Source organism: Streptomyces sp. CA189 (assembly GCF_056428985.1).
This window is the reverse complement of the sequence record NZ_JBWJVM010000006.1, coordinates 1-19,778: the sequence shown is the minus strand read 5'-3', so window position 1 is coordinate 19,778 and position 19,778 is coordinate 1. Positions and strand designations below refer to the sequence as shown.

The window sequence follows — 19,778 nt, the reverse complement described above, 5'->3', positions numbered from 1 at the left end:
GGGCGGATGGCGTGGGATCCGGTGGCGGAGCTGAGGGACGGGGAGCGGAAGGCCTTCCGGACCTTCGGCGAGCACTCCGCGCGGCTGTGGCTCAACATGCCGGGGCCGTTCTACACGGGGATGACGGACAACTGCTGGACCGGCCGGATGGAGGCGCCGCGCAACGTGCTCTACACGGCGGAGAGCGCCTACTGCACCGAGTGCGTGTTCCGGCAGCCGCGGAACCCCGCGGAGGTGCGGGAACTGGCCGCGGCGGCCGAGGCCGAGCCCTGCGGGGAGTACTACTGCGATGGGGACCTGCGCTGGACCGCGGACGCGGTGCGCGAGTGGTGGGCGGACCGGGGGCGGGTCGCCGAGCATCTGGGCGAGGCGCTCGCGGACTTCGGGAGGAGCGGCTCCCGGGAGGAGGACGACGCGGCCGCCGGGGTGCGGGACTTCCAGGCGTATCTGGCCGGTGGCCTCGCCGGTGATCTGCGGGCGTATGTTTTCCGGCTGGGGGAAGGCCGGTACCCGGAGGCCGGGGAGAGGCTGCCGGAGCTGTGAGGCGCGGCGGCGGACAGGGGGAGAGTGGGATGACGGTGGGCTGGGATCCGGTGGCGGAGCTGACGGACGAGGACCGGAAGCTGTTCCAGGGGCGGTGGGAGAAGCGGCTGTGGCTGAACGTGCCGGGGCCCTTCTACACGGGTGAGACGGACACGTGCTGGACCGGGCGGCTGAACGCGCCCGGCAACGTGATGTACGCGGCGAGCTCCGAGGGCAGCCTCGAATACGTGTTCCGGCAGCCCCGGAGTCCGGGCGAGGTCCGCCAGGTGGTGGACGCGGCCGACGAGGAGCCCTTCCAGGAGTACGCGTACGACGGGGACCGCTGGTGGACCCCGGAGACGGTGCGCCGGTGGTGGGCCGGGCGGGGCCGGGTCGAAGAGCACCTGGAGCTCACGCTGGCCGAGTACGGGGACAGCGTCCATCCCGCAGACCGGGACGCCGCCGTGGGGGCGCGGGAGTTCCGGGCGTACCTGGAGGGCGGGCTCGCCGCCGATCTGCGGGCGTACCTCTTCCGGCTGGAGGAGGGCCGCTACCCCGGCGACGGGGAGCGGCTTCCGGAGCTGGGCGGCTGAAGCGTGCCGGGACGTGGGCCGGCTCCTAGGCCGTCTCTCGCGGGCCTGACCGGCAAGATCCGAAAGAGACGACCTAGCCCGTCGTCAGGCGGGTCGGCTGGAGGCCGGTGAGGAGGAGGGTGAGGGCCTCGTCGAGGCTCGCGCCGAGGTACCAGTCGCCGGTGTGGTCCACGCAGTAGACCCGGCCCTCGCGGTCCAGGGCGAGGTGGGAGCCGCCGCCGGCCAGCTCGGTGTCGGCCTCGACGCCGAGCGGGCAGAGCTGGGTGGAGAGGGCGCGGCCGAGGTCCGCGAAGGTGCGGGCGAGGTGGAGGCCCGTGAGGGGGTCCAGGCGGATCGCGGTGGGCGCGATCTGGCGGCCCGGGCCGGGGGCGCTGACGGTGAGGTTTCCGAACTCCGCCCAGGCCTCGACGGCGGCCGGGAAGACGGTGTGCCGGTGCCCCGCGGGGGTGGTGTGGTCGCGCAGGGCGTCGGCCCAGTACTCGGCCTGCTTGATGTCCCAGCGGCCCGGCTCCCAGCCGGCGGTGCGCAGGGCGGAGTCCACGGCGACGGGGAAGCGGGTGGCCGAGGAGCGGGCGTACGAAGCGGAGGTCGTGGTCATGGCGGCTACTCGGGGTGGGTGAGGTCGACGGGGCGTACGCCGAAGTGGGCGAGGAGGGCCTCGCAGGAGCGGCAGGGAGGTGCGTAGCTGCCGTGGAGCGGGTCGCCGTCCTCGCGGATGCGGCGCGCGGTGATCTTGGAGTGCTTCAGCGAGCGGCGGGCCTCGCTGGGGGTGAGGGGCTTGCGCGAGGCGCGCTTGCTGCGGGCGCCCTCGACGGTGGCGAGGTGGCGGGAGAGCAGGATCGCCTCCGGACACCGGCCGGTGAAACGTTCGCGCTGGCCGCTCGTGAGGGTGTCGAGGAAATCCTGCACGAGGGCGTGCAGCACGGGCGGCAGGTCCGCCTTGCCGGCGGTGCCGGTCAGGGTCTCGCCGCGTACGGACAGGGCGGCGGCCACGGTGGGCAGGATCCCGTCGCGGCGGAAGCGGAGCGTGGGCACGGCGGGGCGGCCGTCCCCGCCGCCGCCCCAGCGCAGCCGGGGGTCGCCGGCGCCCTGGTCGGCCGCGGCGCGGGCCTGTGCCGGGACGGCCGCCGGGCCGCCGGATCCCGCGGGCCCGGCGGGGCCCGCCGGGCCGCGGGAGTCCGCGGGGCCCGCGGATCCCCGGGCTCCCGCGCCTCCTGAGTGGGCGTCGGCCGCGTCTGTACGTGTTGCCGTGTTCTGCATGGCTGCGCTTTCCCTCCCGTGGCCGCGGTGCTGACCGCTGTCGCGCACGCCCCCGTGCTGTGGGGACAGCCTGTCAAATGTCCCGTGGCATGTGGAAGCTGGGTCGAATATTCGTATCAATTCGGATCTTCCCGGCCGTCCCGCGGGGTCCCCGCACACGGGCGGGTGACGCCCTTGCCGGAGCACATAGGCTGTGGTGAACCAGCCAGATCCAGCAGGGGGCTACCGCCATGACGACAGGTCGGCTCGGGCATCAGGCCGCGCCACCCAACGCCGCTTATTCGGGGCAGGTCGTGCATTTCCCGGACCCCGTCCGGGCCGCGCGCCATCCCCACGGGGTCCGCATCGACGCGAACGGACACCCCGACTTCGCGCTGTACGCGCGCGCGGCCGTCGAGATCGCCGAGCCCCCGGAGGGCTTCGGCGTGGACGAGCTGCGCCTGACCGACTGCGTGTCCGCGAACGCGGCCATGCGGGCCACCGGCCACGAACTGTGGGACACGGTCGGCCCGGTGTCGACCCCGCACGGCTGGACCTGGCACCACGTGTCCGGCACCCGCCGGATGGAGCTGGTCCCGGTCGAGGTGAAGTCGTTGCTGAGGCACCACGCCGGTCTGGCGACGGCGGCGGTGGACCACGGCAAGCGCGGGACGCGGCCGCTGCAGGAGGTGCGCCCGGTGCACCTGGGACTGCCCAAGACGGTGGTCTCGGTGTCCGAGCAGCAGGTCCAGGGCGTCGAGGAGGACCTCGGCTACCGGCTCCCGGAGGCGTACCGCTCCTTCCTGAAGGCGGCGGGCGGCTGCGCGCCGGTGGGCGCGGGGCTCGACGTGGAGCTGGGGCTGCTGGTGGACCAGCCGTTCTTCACGGTGCGCGAGGAGGCGGCGGTCAACGACCTCGTCTACGTCAACAAGTGCCTGCGGGACCACCTGACGAAGGACTACCTGTGCGTGGCCTTCGCGCAGGGCGGGCTCCTCGCGGTGAAGGTGCGCGGGGAGGGGATCGGCTCGGTCTGGTTCTCCCCGTACGACGATGCGCGCGATCAGGACGGCTGGTCCGTGCAGGAACGCGTGGAGCGGTTGCTGCTGCCGTGCGGTACGGATTTCGACGCCTTCCTGGAGCGGCTGGCGGGCAATCCGCCGGAACTGGAAACGGTGGCCGGTCTGATGGTGGACGGCGGATTCGCACGCTCGGTTCCCGTGACGGGTCCGGGCGCGGGTGCGGGTTCGGCCGCTGGTTCGATTCCGGGTTCGGTTCCGGGTGCCGGGCCGGCCGCGGCACCGGTGGAGGGGTGACGGCGCGATGGTGACGTTTGCGCAGGCGCAGGAGCGCGCCGAGGAATGGATCAATGGGGACGTGCCCGGGTACCAGCACCGCGAGGTGCGCGTACGGGAGTTCGGACTCGGTTTCGTGGTGTGGGCGGAGGACCGCCCGGCGGGCCCCGTGTCCGGGGGCGGCCGGCAGCGGCTGGTCATCGCGCGGGACAGCGGGGAGGTGACCCTCTGGCCCGGCCTGCCGGTGGGCGAGGTGATCCGCCGCTACGAGGAGGAGTACGGGGCGTCGGCCGCGCAGGCCGAGGCTTCGGTGCCGGTGCCGCGCATCGACTCGGAGCAGACCTCGTTCATGCTGAGTCCGCCGGAGTGGCTGCAGGAGGCGGCGGACCGGGCGGGGATCCCGGCTGCGCCGGCGGCTTCCGCGGCTCCTGCTGCTTCGGCTGTTTCCGGTGCTTCTGCTGTTTCCGCTGCTCAGGACGGTCCGGTGGTGCCTTCGGGGCCGGCCGGGCAGGCGGCTCCGGCCGCCTCCGGGGCGGGCTCCTCGGAGCCGGTGCCGCTGCGGCGGGGGGGAGAGGTCCCCTACGAGCCGACCGCCAACGACGGGGTGCCCGCCGCCGTCCCGTCCGGGGCCACGCCCTGGGCCGGGACCGACGTGAACCCCGGTGCGGACTCCGTGTCCGTACCGCTGCCGGCGACGGTGTTCGCGCCGCCGCTGTCCGGGTCGGACCTGGACGACGCCCCGGCGCCGTCGGGGCCGGGACCGGAGGCGCGCACGACCCTGATGCCCAGGGGCAGTGAGCTGCCGAAGACCGCCGTCGTGCCCGCGCTGAACCCGGAGTCGGGGCAGGGGGCGGGGCAGGGCTCCGCCGCCGGTCCCGCGTCCGGTCCCGGTTCCGCGTCCGGTGGGGACATCGCCGACGCGCCGACGAGCAAGGCCCGGGTCAACCGGCCCGGGGCGCCCGCGCCGGTCACTCCGCCGGGTCCGCCCGGTGCGCCGGGTGCGCCGGGCGGCGCCGCGGAGTCGCCTTCGTACGCCGCCACCATGCTGGCGGGCCCCGGCGGTCCGCAGCAGCCCGCGCCGCCCGGTCCGCCCGGAGCTCCCGGTGCTCCCGGTGCTCCCGGTGGCGGGCTGGACCATGCCGCGACGATGCTGGCGGGTCCGGCAGTGACGGGGCAGCCGCCCGCGCCGCCCGGTCCGCCGGGGGCTCCCGGGTCGTCCGGCGGGCGCGGAGACGCGTACGCCGCCACGATGCTGGCCGGTCCCGGCGTACCCCAGCCGCCTGGTCCCCCCGGCGTGCCCGGCGGTGGGCTGGACCATGCCGCGACGATGCTGGCGGGTCCGGCCGTGACGGGGCAGCCGCCCGCGCCGCCCGGTCCCCCGGGGGCTCCCGGGGCGTCCGGGGCGTCCGGCGGGCGCGGAGACGCGTACGCCGCCACCATGCTGGCCGGTCCCGGCGGTCCGCAGCAGCCCGCGCCTCCCGGCCCCGCGCCGCAGGCACCCGTACCCGTACACGCGCCGCAGGCCCAGGCGCCGCAGGCGTCGGCTCCCGGGGTGCCCACGGTCGGGCCCGGCTACCAGGCCGTGCTGCGCTACCGGGCTCCCGACGGCTCCGAGCAGCAGCTCATCCGCCGTTCCGCGCCCGGCACCCCGCACCCGGAGTGGCAGATCCTCTACGAGCTGCGGGCGATGAACGTGCCTCCGCAGCAGGTGCTGGAACTGCACACCGAGCTGGCCTCGTGCGAGCTCCCCGGCGGCTACTGCGCGCGCATGATCCGGGAGACCTGGCCGCAGGTCCGGATCACCAGCGTGGCCCCGTACGGCACGGACCACGCGGGCCGGCAGCAGGGCATGCGGCACCTGCTGACCCACCAGGGCGAACTGCACCAGGTGGCGGACGGGCCGGCGCGCCCCGCGCCGGTGCGCGCACCGCTGCCGCAGGTGCCGTTGCAGCCGGCGATCCCGCTGGACGCGATCGCGCAGGAGCTGGCGGGGGCGTTCGGACCGCAGGGGGTGTTCCGCTTCGAGCAGCGCGCGGTGTCCCGGCAGGGTGTGCCGGAGATCGTGGCGCAGACGCTGATGTGGTCGGGCCTTCCGGTCGACTTCGGGCCGTTCTTCTGGGCCCAGGCCGTACCGGGTGCCCCGCTGCCCACGCTGGCCGAGCTGGCGGCGCAGCGGCAGGTGCAGCCGGCCTCGGACGCGGGCTCGTACCTGGTGGTGGGCAGCGACTTCGGCAAGGCGCTGTGCGTGCAGTACGGGACCGCGCACATCGTCGCGGTGCCGGTGGAGAGCGGTCCGGGCGGGGCGCCGGTGCCCCCGCAGTTCGTGAACTCCTCGCTGCCGCAGTTCGTACGGTCCCTGGCGATGCTGGGTCACATGTGGCGGCTGCGCCAGCATCTGACGCCGGAGCAGGCGGGCCGCTGGACCGTCGATTTCCAGGCGAATCTGGCGGGGCTGGACAGTGCGGCGCTGGCGTCGCCGGAGAACTGGTGGTCGGTGCTGCTGGAGCAGATGTGGGACGGGCTCCTCTGACCGGTTTCTGCTGATCTCGCGCGGATCCTCCTGGGATCTTCCTGGGATCCTCCGCTCATCCGGATGGCCGGGTCGTGACCCTCGAACGGGGTCTCGGCCCGGCCATTCGGGCTTCTGGGAGCAAATGACGCATCCTTGGCAGGAACCCCCGCGAGAGAGGCGCTTCCAGGATGAGTGCACCCTTTACGACCGTGCGTGGCCGTGGCTACCGGGCGGAAGAGGTGGACCGGTACCTCGCCCGGCTGTCGGGGAGTCGGGACGAGGCCTGGGAGCGGGTGGCCCGGCTGACCGTGCTGGCCAAGCAGATGGAGGCGGAGGCGGAGCGGCTGCGCGTGGAGGTCTCCGGACTGGCCCCGCAGATGTACGAGGAGCTCGGCGAGCGCGCCCGCCGGATCCTGCTGCTGGCCGAGGAGGAGTCCGAGACCCTGCGGGGGGACGCGCGGGCGGACGCGCTGGCGGCGGCGGCCGCGGCCGAGGCGCACGCCGACCGGGTGGCGGAGCTGGCGCGCGGCGACGCGGAGGCGGTGCGCGAGCAGACCGAGGTCCGGGCCCGGCAGGGGCTGCTGCGGGCGGGGCGCGAGGCGGACGACGCGCGGACCGAGGCGCGGGACGACGCGGCGGCGTGGCGCGCGGAGGCGCAGGCGGCGCTGGCGGACACGGCTCGCCGGGCGGACGCGCTGCTCGCTGAGCGCGAGCAGGAACACGGGGAGCGCTGGGACGCGGCGGAGCGGGAGCTGGCGGCGCGGGAGGCGGAGCTGGAGTCCCGGTACGCGGAGCTGGAGCGGTACGCGGAGTCGCGGCTGGCGGAGGCGAAGCGGGCGTTCGCGCAGGGCCAGGAGACGGCGCGGCACGGCCAGGAGGACGCGGAGGCGAGGGCGGCGGAGCTGATCGCGGAGGCGCGGGTGCGGGAGGAGCGGGTCGGGCGGGAGACGGAGCGGATCCTGCGGGAGCACGGGGAGTCCCAGGACGAGATGCGGGCCCACATGAACCACGTCCGCTCCAGCCTGGCCGCGCTGACGGGCCGCGCGCCGGCAGAGGGGTGAGGGCGCGGGTGGGGGACGGTGCCGACCGCGCCGCCGCCGGAGGGTGGGTTTCTCCAGCCGCCCGACGTTGGGCCTTCCCCGCCGCCCGGTGGTGGGTCTCTTCAGCCGCCCGCTGTTGGGTCTAGCCGTCCGGCGTTGGGGCCTTTTCGGCCGCCCGGGCGTTGGGTCCCTTCAGCCGCCGGGTGTTGGCTCTCTTCAGCCGCCCGGGGTTTGGCTTTTCAGCCGTCCGGCGTTTGAGGACCGGGGTCTGGGGCGGAGCCCCAGGGGGTCCGGGCGTAGCCCGGGACCTCTTCCCAGCCCGTCCGGCGCTTGAGGACCGGGTCAGGGCTGGCCCTGGGAACGGTCGAAGGGCGGGTAGGGGAACTTCGGCCCGCGCAGCGGAGCCGTTAGGAGGGCGGGGTGTAGGGGGCCGGGTCGCTGCGGAGGCCGCGGGTGGTGGCCACCACGGTGAAGGCGGGCGGCGCCGTCGTGGGGAGGGGCGAGGTCAGGGTCCCGGCCGGGGTGGCCGTGGTCGGGAGGGACGTGCCGTCGAGCTCGATCCGGGGGTCGTCCCCGAAGCCGCCGCCCTCGACGGTCAGGAGACCGTCCGTCACGGAGAGCCCGGTGATCACCGGGATCCCCCGCATCGCCACCTTGTTCAGGAGGTAGGCCCCGGCCGGCGCCCCGGTCAGCGCCCACATCTCCGTCGGCAGCTTCGGCAGCCCGCCGCCCACGTCCGCCAGGAAGAACGCCACCACGTACAGCATCGTGACCGCGCTCAGGGCGACGTACTGCAGGTCGACGAGGTCGGTCCGCCCGCCGTCGTTCGAGATCAGGTCGTGCATCGGGCGCCGTTCCGTGCCCTTGGGGGCCGGTTTGGCGATGGAGCCCCGCTCCACCCGCATGCCGACCACCGCCTTCGCCGCGATCAGGGCCGCGTACGGGCCACCGAGCAGCGGGAGGTAGACGGTCGTCAGGGAGGACAGGGGGCCTTCGGGGCCCTGGAACCAGTCGACGCCGCCGCCCGCGGTGAGCCCGTAGCCGAGGGTCGCCAGGAGCAGCCAGACCAGGATCACCGTCCAGGCCAGGGCGAGCGTGATCGAGGTGGAGAGGCGCCCGTCGCGGCCGGTGACGAAGCCTGGATGGCGGAGCAGGCGCAGGACGATCGGGCCCGCCAGGGCGGCGAGTAAGGCGAGGGTGAGGAATGCGGATGTCATGTGGGTCCCCCCGGGGAGTGCGGTGTCTCCGAAGAGGGTTACCGTCTCGGCCCGAGCATGACAAGTCGCTCGCCCCTCATCCCTCCCGCTGCTCCGGCAGCACCGGGAACCGCCGCGGCGCCACCAGCAGCAGGACCAGCGCCGACGCGGCCGCCGCCAGGGTCGCGCCGAGGAAGATGTGGTCCCCGGCGGCGGCCACCGCCTGGCGCAGGTACTCGGCGGCCTCCGGGGACAGCAGGTCGGGCCGGGTCAGGGCCTGGGACGCGTCGTCCAGGTTCGAGGGGAGCCCGGGCAGCGGGGCCTGCGCCAGCCGGCCCGCGATGGTGGCGTTGGCCACGGCCCCCAGCAGGGCCGCTCCGACGCTCTGCCCGACGTTGCGGCAGAACAGCACCGAGGCCGTGGTGGTTCCGCGCTCCTCCCAGCCCACCGTGGACTGGACCCCGACGACCAGCGGGAGCTGGAAGAGGCCGAGGGCGCCGCCCAGCAGCAGCAGGAGCAGTACGGGCTGCCAGACCGGGGCGGGATAGGGGAGCAGGGGGAAGGCGCCGAGGACGAGGGCGGCCAGCCCGACCCCGGTGGCGGCGGTGTTGCGGAAGCCGATGCGCCGGTAGACGTGCTGGGCGAAGGCGGCGCTGATCGGCCAGCTCAGGGTCATCGCGGAGGTGACCAGGCCGGCGCCGGTGGGGCCGAGGCCGAGTACGGACTGGGCGTACGTCGGCATGAACACCATCGGGGCGACCATCAGCAGGCCCAGCCCGGCCATGGCGAGGTTGACGGCGGCGATGGTGCGCCGGCGCCACACCCAGCCGGGCAGGATGGGCTGCTCGGCCCGGCGCTCGATCCGGACGACGAGCACGCCCAGCGCGACGGCGGCTCCGAACAGTCCCAGCGAGGGCGCCGACAGCCAGGGCCAGGCGACTCCGCCCTGGACGAGTGCGAAGAGCAGCAGTCCCCCGCAGGCGAAGACGGCGAGGGCACCCGCCCAGTCGACTGGGCCGGTGCGGCCGGGGGCGCGGGTGGGCTCGACCAGGTGGCGGTTGATGATCCACAGGGCGCCGGCGGCCAGCGGCAGGTTGATCAGGAAGATCCAGCGCCAGTCGGTGTACGTGGCGATCAGCCCGCCGAGTGCCGGGCCGGCCAGCGCCGAGGTGGCCCAGACCGCGGACATCCGGGCCTGGATGCGGGGCCGGTCCTTGAGCGGGTAGAGATCGGCGGCCAGGGTCTGCACGGTGCCCTGCAGGGCGCCGCCGCCCAGGCCCTGGAGGATCCGGAAGGCGATGAGGGCGGCCATGTTCCAGGCGGCCGCGCACAGCAGCGAGCCGACCAGGAAGAGGCTGATGCCGAGGAGCAGGACGGGCTTGCGGCCGTAGGTGTCGGAGAGCTTGCCGTAGACGGGCAGGGTGACCGTTCCGGCCAGGATGTAGCCCGAGAAGATCCACGAGAAGACGGCGAAGCCGCCGAGGTCGCCGACGATCTGCGGGACGGCGGTGGCGACGACGGCGCTGTCGAGGGCGACGAGGCCCATGGTCAGCATCAGGGCGGCGACGACGGCCGTACTGGGCCGCCCGGGCGGGGCGGCCGCCTGCCGGCTCACGGCCTTGTCGGCCTTGTCGTCCTCGTTGGGGGCTTGGCCTCCGGATCCGGCGGGGCCGCCCCGGGGTATGCCTCCGGCGCTGTCGTCGGTACTCGCGCCCGTGCTCTCCCCTGAGCCCATGAAAAACCCCTCCCCCCGCGCTTACCTGCGCGGACACCATCTCACTGCGGGATTGCGGGGTGGTATCCCCTCAGTCGCCTCGTCCCAACGGTCGAGATCCCCTAGGGGTAGGTCCTCACAAGGTTCCAGGGGCGCTTCGTCCCGGGGGAGGAGGAGGAAAGGCCGCGGAAGTCCTTAACTGGTTTCTACAGGGCGGGAGTCCGGGGGGTAGGGCTAGCACCCCTATGGATACGGCGATTGGCACCAGCGCGCCGCGGCACCCCCGGCCAGCAGACTTCGAACGAAGCGCATCACGTGCTTCGAGCCACGCATCAGGACGAGGGGAAACACCGTGACAACGGCTATGACCGAAACCAGGCACGGGGGTACTGGAGGGCATGAGGCCGTCGCGGCTCGAGCGCGGAAGGTCGTCAAGGCCTACGGCTCCGGCGAGACGCGGGTCGTCGCCCTCGACGCGGTGGACGTGGACATCCACCGCGGCCAGTTCACCGCGATCATGGGGCCCTCGGGCTCCGGCAAGTCCACGCTGATGCACTGCCTGGCCGGTCTGGACACAGTCACGAGCGGCGAGATCTTCCTGGACGACACCGAGATCACCGGTCTGAAGGACAAGAAGCTCACGAAGCTCCGCCGGGACCGGATCGGCTTCATCTTCCAGGCCTTCAACCTGCTGCCGACGCTCAACGCCCTGGAGAACATCACGCTCCCCATGGACATCGCCGGCCGCAAGGCCGACGCGGAGTGGCTGAACCGGGTCGTGGAGACCGTGGGCCTGGCGGGCCGCCTCAAGCACCGCCCGACCGAGCTCTCCGGCGGCCAGCAGCAGCGCGTGGCGGTCGCCCGCGCCCTGGCTTCCCGGCCCCAGATCATCTTCGGTGACGAGCCCACCGGAAACCTCGACTCCCGGGCCGGCGCGGAGGTCCTCGGCTTCCTGCGCCGCTCGGTGAACGAGCTGGGCCAGACCATCGTCATGGTCACCCACGACCCGGTCGCCGCCTCCTACGCGGACCGCGTCATCTTCCTCGCCGACGGCCGGATCGTGGACGAGATGCACACGCCCACCGCCGACCAGGTCCTGGACCGCATGAAGGACTTCGACGCCCGTGGGCGGACGTCATGACCGTCATGAAGACCGCGCGGCGCAACTTCGTCGCGCACAAGGGGCGGATGGCGCTGTCCGCCGTTGCCGTCCTGCTGTCCGTCGCCTTCGTCTGCGGGACGCTGGTGTTCACGGACACCATGAACACCACCTTCGACAAGCTGTTCGCGGTCACCAACGCCAATGTCACGGTCACCCCGAAGGAGGCCGAGAACAGCGGGGAGACCCCCGACACCGGCAAGCCGCAGGCGCTGGCCGGCTCGGTCGTCGAGCAGGTCAAGAAGGCCGAGGGCGTGAAGTCCGTCGAGGGCGGCGTCTCCTCGATGGCGGTCACCGTCGTCAACTCCAAGAACGAGAACCTCGGCTCGTCCACGGGAGCCCCGACCTTCGCGGGCAACTGGACCGAGAACGAACTGAAGTCGATGAAGATCATCGAGGGGCAGGCCCCGCGCGGCCCCACCGACGTGATGATCGACGCCGACACGGCGAAGAAGCATCACCTCAAGCTCGGTGACGACATCCGCACCATCGCCGTCACCGGCGACATCCGCTCCAAGATCACCGGTATCGCCGCCTTCACCGTGACCAACCCGGGCGCGACCGTCGTCTACTTCGACACCGCCACCGCGCAGCAGAAGCTGCTCGGCGCCCCGGACACCTTCACGCACGTGAACGTCACGGCCAAGGACGGGGTGAGTGACGCCCAGCTCAAGCAGCACGTCGCGGCCGCCGTCGGCGCCGACACCTACAAGCTGCAGACCGCCAAGGAAGCCGCGGACGCCAACCGCAAGAACATGGACTTCCTCGACATCATGAAGTGGGTGATGCTCGGCTTCGCCGCGATCGCCTTCCTCGTCGGGATCTTCCTGATCTTCAACACCTTCTCGATGCTGGTCGCCCAGCGCACCCGTGAGATCGGCCTGATGCGGGCCATCGGCGCCGACAGCGGCCAGGTCCTCAAGTCGGTGGTCATCGAAGCCCTGCTGCTCGGTGTGGTCGGCTCGATCCTCGGCGTCGCCGCCGGCGTCGGCCTGGCCATCGGCCTGATGGAGCTCATGAGCGGGCTCGGCATGAGCCTGTCCACCGAGGACCTCACCGTCGCCTGGACCACCCCGGTCATCGGCATCGTCCTCGGCGTGGTCGTCACCGTCATCTCCGCCTTCATACCGGCCCGCCGGGCCGGCAAGGTCTCCCCGATGGCCGCCCTGCGCGAGTCCGGCACCCCCGGCGACAAGAAGGCCGGGCGGATCCGCGCCGCCCTGGGACTGTGCCTCACCGGCATCGGCGCCGCGGCCCTGTACCTCGCCGGGACCGCCGACACCGCCGGTACCGGAGCGCAGTGGCTGGGTCTGGGTGTGCTGTTCACCCTCATCGGGTTCATCGTGATCGGCCCGCTCCTCGCGGGAGTCGTGGTCCGGGCCCTGTCCGCTCCGGTGCTGCGGCCCTTCGGCTCCATAGGCCGCCTCGCCGAGCGCAACGCCCTGCGCAACCCGCGGCGCACCGGCGCCACCGCCGCCGCGCTGATGATCGGGCTGGCGCTGGTCGCCTGCCTGTCGGTGGTCGGCTCCTCGATGGTGGCCTCGGCCACCGACGAGCTCGACAAGTCGGTCGGCGCGGACTTCATCGTGCAGTCCATGACGGGCCAGCCGGTCGTACCGCAGGCCGAGGAGGCGCTGCGGGCCACGCAGAGTCTGGACCACGTCACGGCCTACCGGGAGGTGGACGCCAAGATCACCACCCCCGACGGCATCACGGAGATCTACGGCCTCGGAGCCATGGACCCCACCTACGCCAAGGACATCCGCCGCAAGATGATCGCCGGCGAGCACGCGGCGGCGTACAAGCCGGGCGCGATGTCGGTGGGCTCCGACTTCGCCACCAAGCACCAGGTCAAGCTCGGTGACGAGCTGACGGTCGCCTTCACCGGCGGCAAGACCACCACGCTCAAGGTCGCGGCGATCACCAGCGACGAGGGCAACCTCGACAAGGGCATGAAGTACATCAGCACCGCCGTCGCCGAGGCGAACGTGCCCGCCGACAAGCTGCCCAGGCCCTTCATGCTGCTGGCCACCGCCAAGGACGGCCAGGACGACGCCGCGTACAAGGCGGTCAAGGCGGATCTGGCCGAGTACCCGCAGTACCAGGTGCTCAACCAGACCGACTACAAGCAGGCACTGAAGGACCAGGTCGGCCAGCTCCTGAACGTGGTCTACGCCCTCCTCGCCCTCGCGATCATCGTCGCGGTCCTGGGCGTGGTGAACACCCTGGCCCTCTCGGTGGTCGAGCGGACCCGCGAGATCGGCCTGATGCGCGCCATCGGCCTCTCCCGGCGCCAGCTGCGCCGCATGATCCGCCTGGAGTCGGTGGTCATCGCCCTCTTCGGCGCCCTGCTCGGCCTCGGCCTGGGCATGGGCTGGGGGGCCACCGCCCACCAGCTCCTCGCACTGCAGGGCATGAAGATCCTCGAGATCCCGTGGCCCACCATCCTCGGAGTCTTCGCCGGCTCCGCCCTGGTCGGCCTGCTGGCCGCGCTGGTCCCGGCCTTCCGGGCGGGCCGGATGAACGTCCTGAACGCGATCGCCAGCGAGTAGTCGCCGGCCGGTCGTACGGGGGAACGCCCCGCCCCGCCTCACCCGTTCGGGTGGGGCGGGGCCGCGGTCGTCCAGGGGCGGACCGGGCGGTCCCGCGCGCCTGCCGGCCGCCTCGGGGACCGGCTCACCGGCCCCGCCGACGACCGCCTCGCCGCCGCCGGCGACCCCCGGCCCCGCCACCGCCGGGGGAGGCCCGAATCCCACGCGCGGCTGTCGGACCCGCGTCGTAGGGTGGGAACCCCCGGCCCGTTCGACGTGTCGGGTCCTTCGCGTTGCCGCCTCGCGGGAACTCGCCGCACCTCACCGGACGGAAAGCCGCCTTCATGAGCCTGCACGGACTGCTCGACGCCGTCACCCGGGACCCCGCACTCGCCGAGGCGGTCACCGCGGCCGGGGACGGCAACCGCATGCACGTGGACCTCGTCGGCCCGGCCGCCGCGCGGCCCTTCGCCATCGCCGCGCTGGCCGCCCGTACCGAGCGGACCGTGCTCGCGGTCACCGCCACCGGGCGGGAGGCCGAGGACCTGGCCGCCGCACTGCGCTCGATGCTTCCCCCCGACGAGGTCGCCGAGTACCCGTCCTGGGAGACGCTGCCGCACGAACGCCTGAGCCCGCGCAGCGACACCGTGGGCCGCCGCATCGCCGTACTGCGCCGCCTCGCGCACCCGAGCAAGGACGACCCCGCCACGGGCCCGGTCTCCGTGGTCGTCGCACCGATCCGGTCCGTGCTCCAGCCGCAGGTCAAGGGGCTCGGGGACCTGGTCCCGGTGAGCCTGCGCCAGGGCGAGAGCGTGGACCTCGGCGCGGTGACGCAGGCACTCGCCGCGGCCGCGTACGGCCGCGTGGAGCTCGTCGAGAAGCGCGGCGAGTTCGCGGTGCGCGGCGGCATCCTCGACGTGTTCCCGCCCACCGAGGAACACCCGCTGCGCGTGGAGTTCTGGGGCGACGAGGTCGAGGAGATCCGTTACTTCAAGGTCGCCGACCAGCGCTCCCTGGAGATCGCCGAGCACGGTCTGTGGGCCCCGCCCTGCCGGGAGCTGCTCCTCACCGACCAGGTGCGCGGGCGCGCCGCGGCCCTCGCCGAGCTCCACCCCGAGCTCGGGGAGTTGCTCCACAAGATCGCTGAGGGGATCGCGGTCGAGGGCATGGAGTCCCTGGCCCCGGTCCTGGTCGACGACATGGAGCTGCTGATCGACGTACTGCCGGCCGGTTCGATGGCCGTCGTGTGCGACCCCGAGCGGGTGCGGACGCGGGCCTCGGACCTGGTGGCGACCTCGCAGGAGTTCCTGATGGCCTCCTGGGCGGCCACCGCGGGCGGCGGCGAGGCCCCCATCGACGTGGGCGCGGCCTCGCTCCGCGGGATCGCCGACGTACGGGAACACGCGCGCGAGCTCGGCATGATGTGGTGGTCGGTGTCCCCGTTCGCCGCCGACGACACGCTCACATATGCCGCTGACGCGGCGGGGGCCGCGGGCAGCGACAGCCTGACCCTCGGCATGCACGCCCCCGAGGCCTACCGCGGCGACACCGCCCGCGCGCTCGCCGACACCAAGGCCTGGATCGCCGACGGCTGGCGCACCGTCTACCTCACCGAGGGCCACGGCCCGGCCGCCCGTACCGTCGAGGTGCTCGGCGGCGAGGGCATCGCGGCCCGCCTGGAAGCGGACGTCACGGTCCTGGAGCCCTCGCTGGTCCACGTGTCGTGCGGCTCCCTCGACAACGGCTTCGTCGACCCGGTCCTCAAGCTCGCCGTCCTCACCGAGACCGACCTGACCGGCCAGCGCACCGCCACCAAGGACCTCGGCCGGATGCCGACCCGGCGCCGCAAGACGATCGACCCCCTCACCCTGGAGGTCGGCGACTACATCGTCCACGAGCAGCACGGCGTCGGCCGCTACATCGAGATGGTGCAGCGCACGGTGCAGGGCGCCACCCGCGAGTACCTGCTCGTCGAGTACGCGCCGGCCAAGCGCGGTCAGCCCGGCGACCGCCTCTACATCCCCACCGACCAGCTGGAGCAGGTCACCAAGTACGTCGGCGGCGAGGCCCCGACCCTGCACCGGCTCGGCGGCGCCGACTGGACCAAGACCAAGGCGCGGGCGAAGAAGGCGGTCAAGGAGATCGCCGCCGACCTGATCAAGCTCTACAGCGCCCGCATGGCGGCCCCCGGCCACACCTTCGGCCCCGACACCCCCTGGCAGCGCGAGCTGGAGGACGCCTTCCCGTACGCGGAGACCCCCGACCAGCTCACCACCATCGCCGAGGTCAAGGAGGACATGGAGAAGTCGGTCCCCATGGACCGCCTGATCTGCGGCGACGTCGGCTATGGCAAGACCGAGATCGCGGTGCGCGCCGCCTTCAAGGCGGTCCAGGACGGCAAGCAGGTCGCCGTCCTCGTCCCGACCACGCTGCTGGTGCAGCAGCACTTCGGGACCTTCTCCGAGCGGTACGCGCAGTTCCCGGTCAAGGTGAAGCCGCTGTCCCGCTTCCAGAGCGAGGGCGAGTCCAAGGCGACGCTGGAAGGCCTGCGTGAGGGCTCCGTCGACATCGTCATCGGCACGCACCGGCTGTTCTCGCAGGAGACCAAGTTCAAGGACCTGGGCCTGGTCATCGTCGACGAGGAGCAGCGGTTCGGCGTCGAGCACAAGGAGCAGCTCAAGAAGCTGCGCGCCAACGTCGACGTGCTGACGATGTCCGCGACCCCCATCCCGCGCACGCTGGAGATGGCGGTGACCGGCATCCGCGAGATGTCGACGATCACCACCCCGCCCGAGGAGCGCCACCCGGTCCTGACCTTCGTAGGCCCCTACGAGGAGAAGCAGATCGGCGCCGCGATCCGCCGCGAGCTGCTCCGCGAGGGCCAGTGCTTCTACATCCACAACCGGGTCGAGTCCATCGACCGGGCGGCCGCCAAGCTCCGCGAGATCGTGCCCGAGGCGCGCATCGCGACGGCGCACGGCCAGATGTCCGAACAGGCCCTGGAACAGGTCGTGGTGGACTTCTGGGAGAAGAAGTTCGACGTGCTCGTCTCCACGACGATCGTCGAATCCGGCATCGACATCTCCAACGCCAACACCCTCATCGTCGAGCGCGGCGACAACTTTGGCCTCTCCCAGCTCCACCAGCTGCGCGGCCGCGTGGGCCGAGGCCGCGAGCGCGGGTACGCGTACTTCCTCTACCCGCCGGAGAAGCCGCTGACCGAGACCGCGCACGAGCGGCTCGCGACGATCGCCCAGCACACCGAGATGGGCGCCGGCATGTACGTGGCGATGAAGGACCTGGAGATCCGCGGTGCGGGCAACCTGCTCGGCGGCGAGCAGTCCGGCCACATCGCGGGCGTCGGCTTCGACCTCTACATCCGGATGGTCGGCGAGGCCGTGGCCGACTACCGGGCCGCGATCGACGGAGGGGTGGAGGAGGAGCCGCCGCTGGAGGTCAAGATCGAGCTGCCGGTCGACGCGCACGTCCCCCACGACTACGCACCGGGCGAGCGGCTGCGCCTCCAGGCGTACCGGTCCATCGCGTCGGCCAACTCCGAGGAGGACGTCAAGGCGGTCCGCGAGGAGCTCACCGACCGCTACGGCAAGCTGCCGGAGCCGGTGGAGAACCTGCTCCTGGTGGCCGGACTGCGGATGCTCGCCCGCGCCTGCGGGGTCGGCGACATCACCCTCCAGGGGCCCAACATCCGCTTCGGGCCGGTGGAGTTGCGCGAGTCGCAGGAGCTGCGGCTGAAGCGGCTCTACCCGGGTTCGGTGATCAAGTCGGCCGCCTCGCAGGTGCTGGTGCCGCGGCCGAAGACCGCCCGGGTGGGCGGGAAGCCGCTGGTCGGACGGGAACTGCTGGGCTGGACCGGGGAGTTCCTTGCCACGATCCTCGGCTCGTAGGCGTGGCGCGTAGGTACGGCGCGTAGGCGCGGCTCGTAGGCACGGCGCCTAGGCACGGCGCGCAGGCACGGCGACGGCCGCGACGGGGCCTTCCGGTCCCGGGTCGCGGCCGATCGCGTTCCCGCGGGGGCTACTTGTTCGGGTCGTCGTCGATGCCGAGCTTCTCTTCCGCCTGCTGCTGGGCCTTGTCGATCTGGTCGGCGTACTTGTTGCCGGTCTTCTCGTTGGCCTCTTGTTCGAGGTTGTCCGAGATGTCCTTGCCCTTTTCCTTGAACCTGTCGAAAATCCCCATGCTCGGGCTCCTTCCGTAATCCCGTTTGCGACGCTACGCCCGTTTGGGGTGGTTCGCCCGCTGGAGAGTCGGAACGCCCTGTAAAGCCATGGAGTTTATGATCTTGTCCTATGCGTCCCCACCTGCTGTTTCCCGCCCTCCTGCTCACCTCGGCCCTCGCGGTCTCCGGCTGTGCGGGGCTTCCCGAGCCCGGCGTCGGTGCGGGTGCGAACGCCGTGGGCCCGGCCAACGGGCCCGTGGCCCTGGCCTCGGTGGACGGGCTCGCGGTCAAGGGGCGGGCGCCGAAGACGGGGTACGCGCGCGAGCAGTTCGGCAAGGGCTGGCTGGACACGGACGGCAGCGGCTGCGGGACCCGCGAGGACATCCTCAAGCGGGACCTGGCCCGGACCACCTTCAAGGACGGCTGCAAGGTGCTGACCGGGGTGCTGGAGAAGGACCCCTACACCGGCGCCCGCATCGCACACGAACGGGGCCGCACCGGCGTGGACATCGACCACGTCGTGGCCCTCTCCGACGCCTGGCAGAAGGGGGCCGGATCCTGGGACAAGGGCAAGCGGGTCGCCTTCGCCAACGATCTTATGTTGGCGGTTTAGGTGTCTCATGCGGTTGTGTCTCACGTACGAATTCGTCTTGATGGGGTGTGCGGGTGAAGCGGCTCGGGGAGTGGACATCGCGCGTGTCGGCGGCCGGATGCGCGGCTGTTCTGGTCGGCGCGGTGCTGGCCGGCTGCACGGTGAACGGGGCGCCGACGGGGTCCGCGGCCGGGTCGTCGTCCGGTGCCAGGGGCAGCGGTCCGCTGGCCAATCCGGAGGGCATGAAACCGGGGCTGGCGGCCATCAGCTCCGTGCAGGACCAGGCGGCGGCGCGAAAGCTGATCTCCGGACTCGTCACCAAGGGGCGTGGTCCGAAGACGGGGTACGACCGGAGGGAGTTCGGCTCGGCCTGGATGGACTCCGCGGACGGTGTGCCCCTGGCGCGGAACGGCTGCGACACCCGCAATGACGTGCTCAAACGCGATGGCCAGGGGGTCAGATTCCGGTCCGGCTCGGATTGCGTGGTGGTGTCGATGACCTTGTCCGATCCGTACACCGGCAAGGACCTGGCCTGGAAGAAGGAAGAGGCGGCGGAGGTCCAGATAGACCATGTCGTGCCGCTCTCTTACGCCTGGCAGATGGGCGCCGCCCGTTGGGACAAGCCGAAGCGGCAGCGCCTGGCCAACGACGTCTTGAATCTCCTGCCGGTGTCGGGCCCCGCCAACTCCGCAAAGGGTGACTCGGGCCCGGCGTCCTGGCTGCCGCCGAACAAGCAGATCCGCTGTTCGTACGCGGTCCGGTTCGCGCAGGTAGCGGAGAAGTACGAGCTCTCGGTGACGACGGCGGACCAGAGCGCGATGCTCAAGCAGTGCGGCGACTGAAGAGACCCAGGCGCCAGATGTCCGGCTGTGTCGGCTTCGGTCTGCAGCAGAAGCGTGCCTGACGTCCTGATCGCCAGGTGGGCGCCTGGGAACCCGATGGCGAAAGCGTCGGTGGCCGTGCAAGAGTGCTGCCCCGACCATCGACAAAGAAGCCCAAGATGACCCAGGACGATGCCCGGAAACAGCTCAGCCATATTGCGCGCGAGAGGGCGTTCGGTAGGCATGTTGGGTCTGACCGGCTAAGTGCGTTGTGGCAAACCGGATTTCGTTCGAGGCGTGCGGGCGCGGGTGATCATCTGGACGGAGGTACGGGTGCGACCGCGGGCATGAAAGAACGGGCCCCTTGGTAGTGACGCGGTTACGACACCC

Annotated in this window: 15 protein-coding genes; 10 read left to right on the top strand and 5 right to left on the bottom strand. The window is 72.4% G+C overall.

Annotated features, from left to right (window positions below; all coding sequences use genetic code 11):
• The first annotated feature begins 6 nt into the window (after window positions 1-6).
• On the top strand, window positions 7-543 hold the full coding sequence (locus tag AC061S_RS06850) for a hypothetical protein (RefSeq protein ID WP_478684942.1): 537 nt from the start codon (window positions 7-9) through the stop codon (window positions 541-543).
• Between the two features lie 29 nt (window positions 544-572).
• Entirely contained in the window at window positions 573-1,115 is a 543-nt protein-coding gene (locus tag AC061S_RS06845; protein ID WP_478684941.1) for a hypothetical protein, read from the top strand.
• A gap of 73 nt (window positions 1,116-1,188) precedes the next feature.
• Here AC061S_RS06845 and AC061S_RS06840 read toward each other — a convergent pair whose 3' ends face one another.
• Complete coding sequence (locus AC061S_RS06840) at window positions 1,189-1,713, bottom strand: SUKH-3 domain-containing protein (protein ID WP_478684940.1); 525 nt, start codon at window positions 1,711-1,713, stop codon at window positions 1,189-1,191.
• Window positions 1,714-1,718: 5 nt separating this feature from the next.
• A complete protein-coding gene (locus AC061S_RS06835) occupies window positions 1,719-2,375 on the bottom strand; it encodes a YwqJ-related putative deaminase (RefSeq protein ID WP_478684939.1) in 657 nt (218 codons plus the stop codon).
• A gap of 230 nt (window positions 2,376-2,605) precedes the next feature.
• Here AC061S_RS06835 and AC061S_RS06830 point away from each other — a divergent pair, with 230 nt between their 5' ends.
• From AC061S_RS06830 to AC061S_RS06820, 3 genes are all read left to right on the top strand, one after another.
• Window positions 2,606-3,667 (top strand): SMI1/KNR4 family protein, encoded by a 1,062-nt coding sequence (locus AC061S_RS06830; RefSeq protein ID WP_478684938.1) that lies wholly within the window; start codon window positions 2,606-2,608, stop codon window positions 3,665-3,667.
• Window positions 3,668-3,674: 7 nt separating this feature from the next.
• Window positions 3,675-6,176, top strand: coding sequence for an SUKH-4 family immunity protein (locus tag AC061S_RS06825; protein WP_478684937.1), 2,502 nt, complete (start codon window positions 3,675-3,677; stop codon window positions 6,174-6,176).
• 170 nt (window positions 6,177-6,346) lie between these two features.
• Window positions 6,347-7,219: a DivIVA domain-containing protein gene (locus tag AC061S_RS06820; protein WP_478684936.1), complete on the top strand. Its 873-nt coding sequence runs from the start codon at window positions 6,347-6,349 to the stop codon at window positions 7,217-7,219.
• Window positions 7,220-7,605: 386 nt separating this feature from the next.
• On the opposite strand, the gene AC061S_RS06815 is transcribed toward AC061S_RS06820, so the two are convergent.
• Together AC061S_RS06815 and AC061S_RS06810 are read right to left on the bottom strand one after the other, a co-directional pair.
• A complete protein-coding gene (locus AC061S_RS06815; protein WP_478684935.1) occupies window positions 7,606-8,415 on the bottom strand; it encodes a hypothetical protein in 810 nt (269 codons plus the stop codon).
• A gap of 76 nt (window positions 8,416-8,491) precedes the next feature.
• On the bottom strand, window positions 8,492-10,129 hold the full coding sequence (locus AC061S_RS06810) for an MFS transporter (protein ID WP_478684934.1): 1,638 nt from the start codon (window positions 10,127-10,129) through the stop codon (window positions 8,492-8,494).
• Between the two features lie 343 nt (window positions 10,130-10,472).
• On the opposite strand from AC061S_RS06810, the gene AC061S_RS06805 reads away from it, so the two are divergent.
• The 3 genes from AC061S_RS06805 to mfd all read left to right on the top strand — a co-directional run bounded on the left by AC061S_RS06805 (window position 10,473) and on the right by mfd (window position 17,703).
• Window positions 10,473-11,249 (top strand): ABC transporter ATP-binding protein, encoded by a 777-nt coding sequence (locus AC061S_RS06805; RefSeq protein ID WP_478684933.1) that lies wholly within the window; start codon window positions 10,473-10,475, stop codon window positions 11,247-11,249.
• Window positions 11,246-13,819: an ABC transporter permease gene (locus AC061S_RS06800; RefSeq protein ID WP_478684932.1), complete on the top strand. Its 2,574-nt coding sequence runs from the start codon at window positions 11,246-11,248 to the stop codon at window positions 13,817-13,819. The genes AC061S_RS06805 and AC061S_RS06800 overlap by 4 nt, the downstream gene beginning before the upstream one ends.
• 323 nt (window positions 13,820-14,142) lie before the next feature.
• On the top strand, window positions 14,143-17,703 hold the full coding sequence (gene mfd / locus AC061S_RS06795; RefSeq protein WP_478684931.1) for a transcription-repair coupling factor: 3,561 nt from the start codon (window positions 14,143-14,145) through the stop codon (window positions 17,701-17,703).
• Window positions 17,704-17,833: 130 nt separating this feature from the next.
• Here the strand turns inward: mfd and AC061S_RS06790 are convergent, their stop codons facing one another.
• Complete coding sequence (locus AC061S_RS06790) at window positions 17,834-17,995, bottom strand: Rv0909 family putative TA system antitoxin (RefSeq protein ID WP_478684930.1); 162 nt, start codon at window positions 17,993-17,995, stop codon at window positions 17,834-17,836.
• 110 nt (window positions 17,996-18,105) lie between these two features.
• On the opposite strand from AC061S_RS06790, the gene AC061S_RS06785 reads away from it, so the two are divergent.
• Both AC061S_RS06785 and AC061S_RS06780 read left to right on the top strand, forming a co-directional pair.
• Window positions 18,106-18,588 (top strand): HNH endonuclease family protein, encoded by a 483-nt coding sequence (locus tag AC061S_RS06785; protein ID WP_478684929.1) that lies wholly within the window; start codon window positions 18,106-18,108, stop codon window positions 18,586-18,588.
• Between the two features lie 83 nt (window positions 18,589-18,671).
• A complete protein-coding gene (locus AC061S_RS06780; protein ID WP_478684928.1) occupies window positions 18,672-19,409 on the top strand; it encodes an HNH endonuclease family protein in 738 nt (245 codons plus the stop codon).
• Window positions 19,410-19,778: the final 369 nt, after the last annotated feature.

What these genes read in the sequence shown, in the direction of transcription:
- AC061S_RS06820 (WP_478684936.1), top strand. Translation starts at nt 6,347, where the DNA reads ATGAGTGCACCCTTTACGACCGTGCGTGGCCGTGGCTACCGGGCGGAA.
- AC061S_RS06810 (WP_478684934.1), bottom strand. Translation starts at nt 10,129, where the DNA reads ATGGGCTCAGGGGAGAGCACGGGCGCGAGTACCGACGACAGCGCCGGA.
- AC061S_RS06825 (WP_478684937.1), top strand. Translation starts at nt 3,675, where the DNA reads ATGGTGACGTTTGCGCAGGCGCAGGAGCGCGCCGAGGAATGGATCAAT.
- mfd (WP_478684931.1), top strand. Translation starts at nt 14,143, where the DNA reads ATGAGCCTGCACGGACTGCTCGACGCCGTCACCCGGGACCCCGCACTC.
- AC061S_RS06845 (WP_478684941.1), top strand. Translation starts at nt 573, where the DNA reads ATGACGGTGGGCTGGGATCCGGTGGCGGAGCTGACGGACGAGGACCGG.
- AC061S_RS06815 (WP_478684935.1), bottom strand. Translation starts at nt 8,415, where the DNA reads ATGACATCCGCATTCCTCACCCTCGCCTTACTCGCCGCCCTGGCGGGC.
- AC061S_RS06785 (WP_478684929.1), top strand. Translation starts at nt 18,106, where the DNA reads ATGCGTCCCCACCTGCTGTTTCCCGCCCTCCTGCTCACCTCGGCCCTC.
- AC061S_RS06840 (WP_478684940.1), bottom strand. Translation starts at nt 1,713, where the DNA reads ATGACCACGACCTCCGCTTCGTACGCCCGCTCCTCGGCCACCCGCTTC.
- AC061S_RS06835 (WP_478684939.1), bottom strand. Translation starts at nt 2,375, where the DNA reads ATGCAGAACACGGCAACACGTACAGACGCGGCCGACGCCCACTCAGGA.
- AC061S_RS06830 (WP_478684938.1), top strand. Translation starts at nt 2,606, where the DNA reads ATGACGACAGGTCGGCTCGGGCATCAGGCCGCGCCACCCAACGCCGCT.
- AC061S_RS06800 (WP_478684932.1), top strand. Translation starts at nt 11,246, where the DNA reads ATGACCGTCATGAAGACCGCGCGGCGCAACTTCGTCGCGCACAAGGGG.
- AC061S_RS06790 (WP_478684930.1), bottom strand. Translation starts at nt 17,995, where the DNA reads ATGGGGATTTTCGACAGGTTCAAGGAAAAGGGCAAGGACATCTCGGAC.
- AC061S_RS06805 (WP_478684933.1), top strand. Translation starts at nt 10,473, where the DNA reads ATGACCGAAACCAGGCACGGGGGTACTGGAGGGCATGAGGCCGTCGCG.
- AC061S_RS06850 (WP_478684942.1), top strand. Translation starts at nt 7, where the DNA reads ATGGCGTGGGATCCGGTGGCGGAGCTGAGGGACGGGGAGCGGAAGGCC.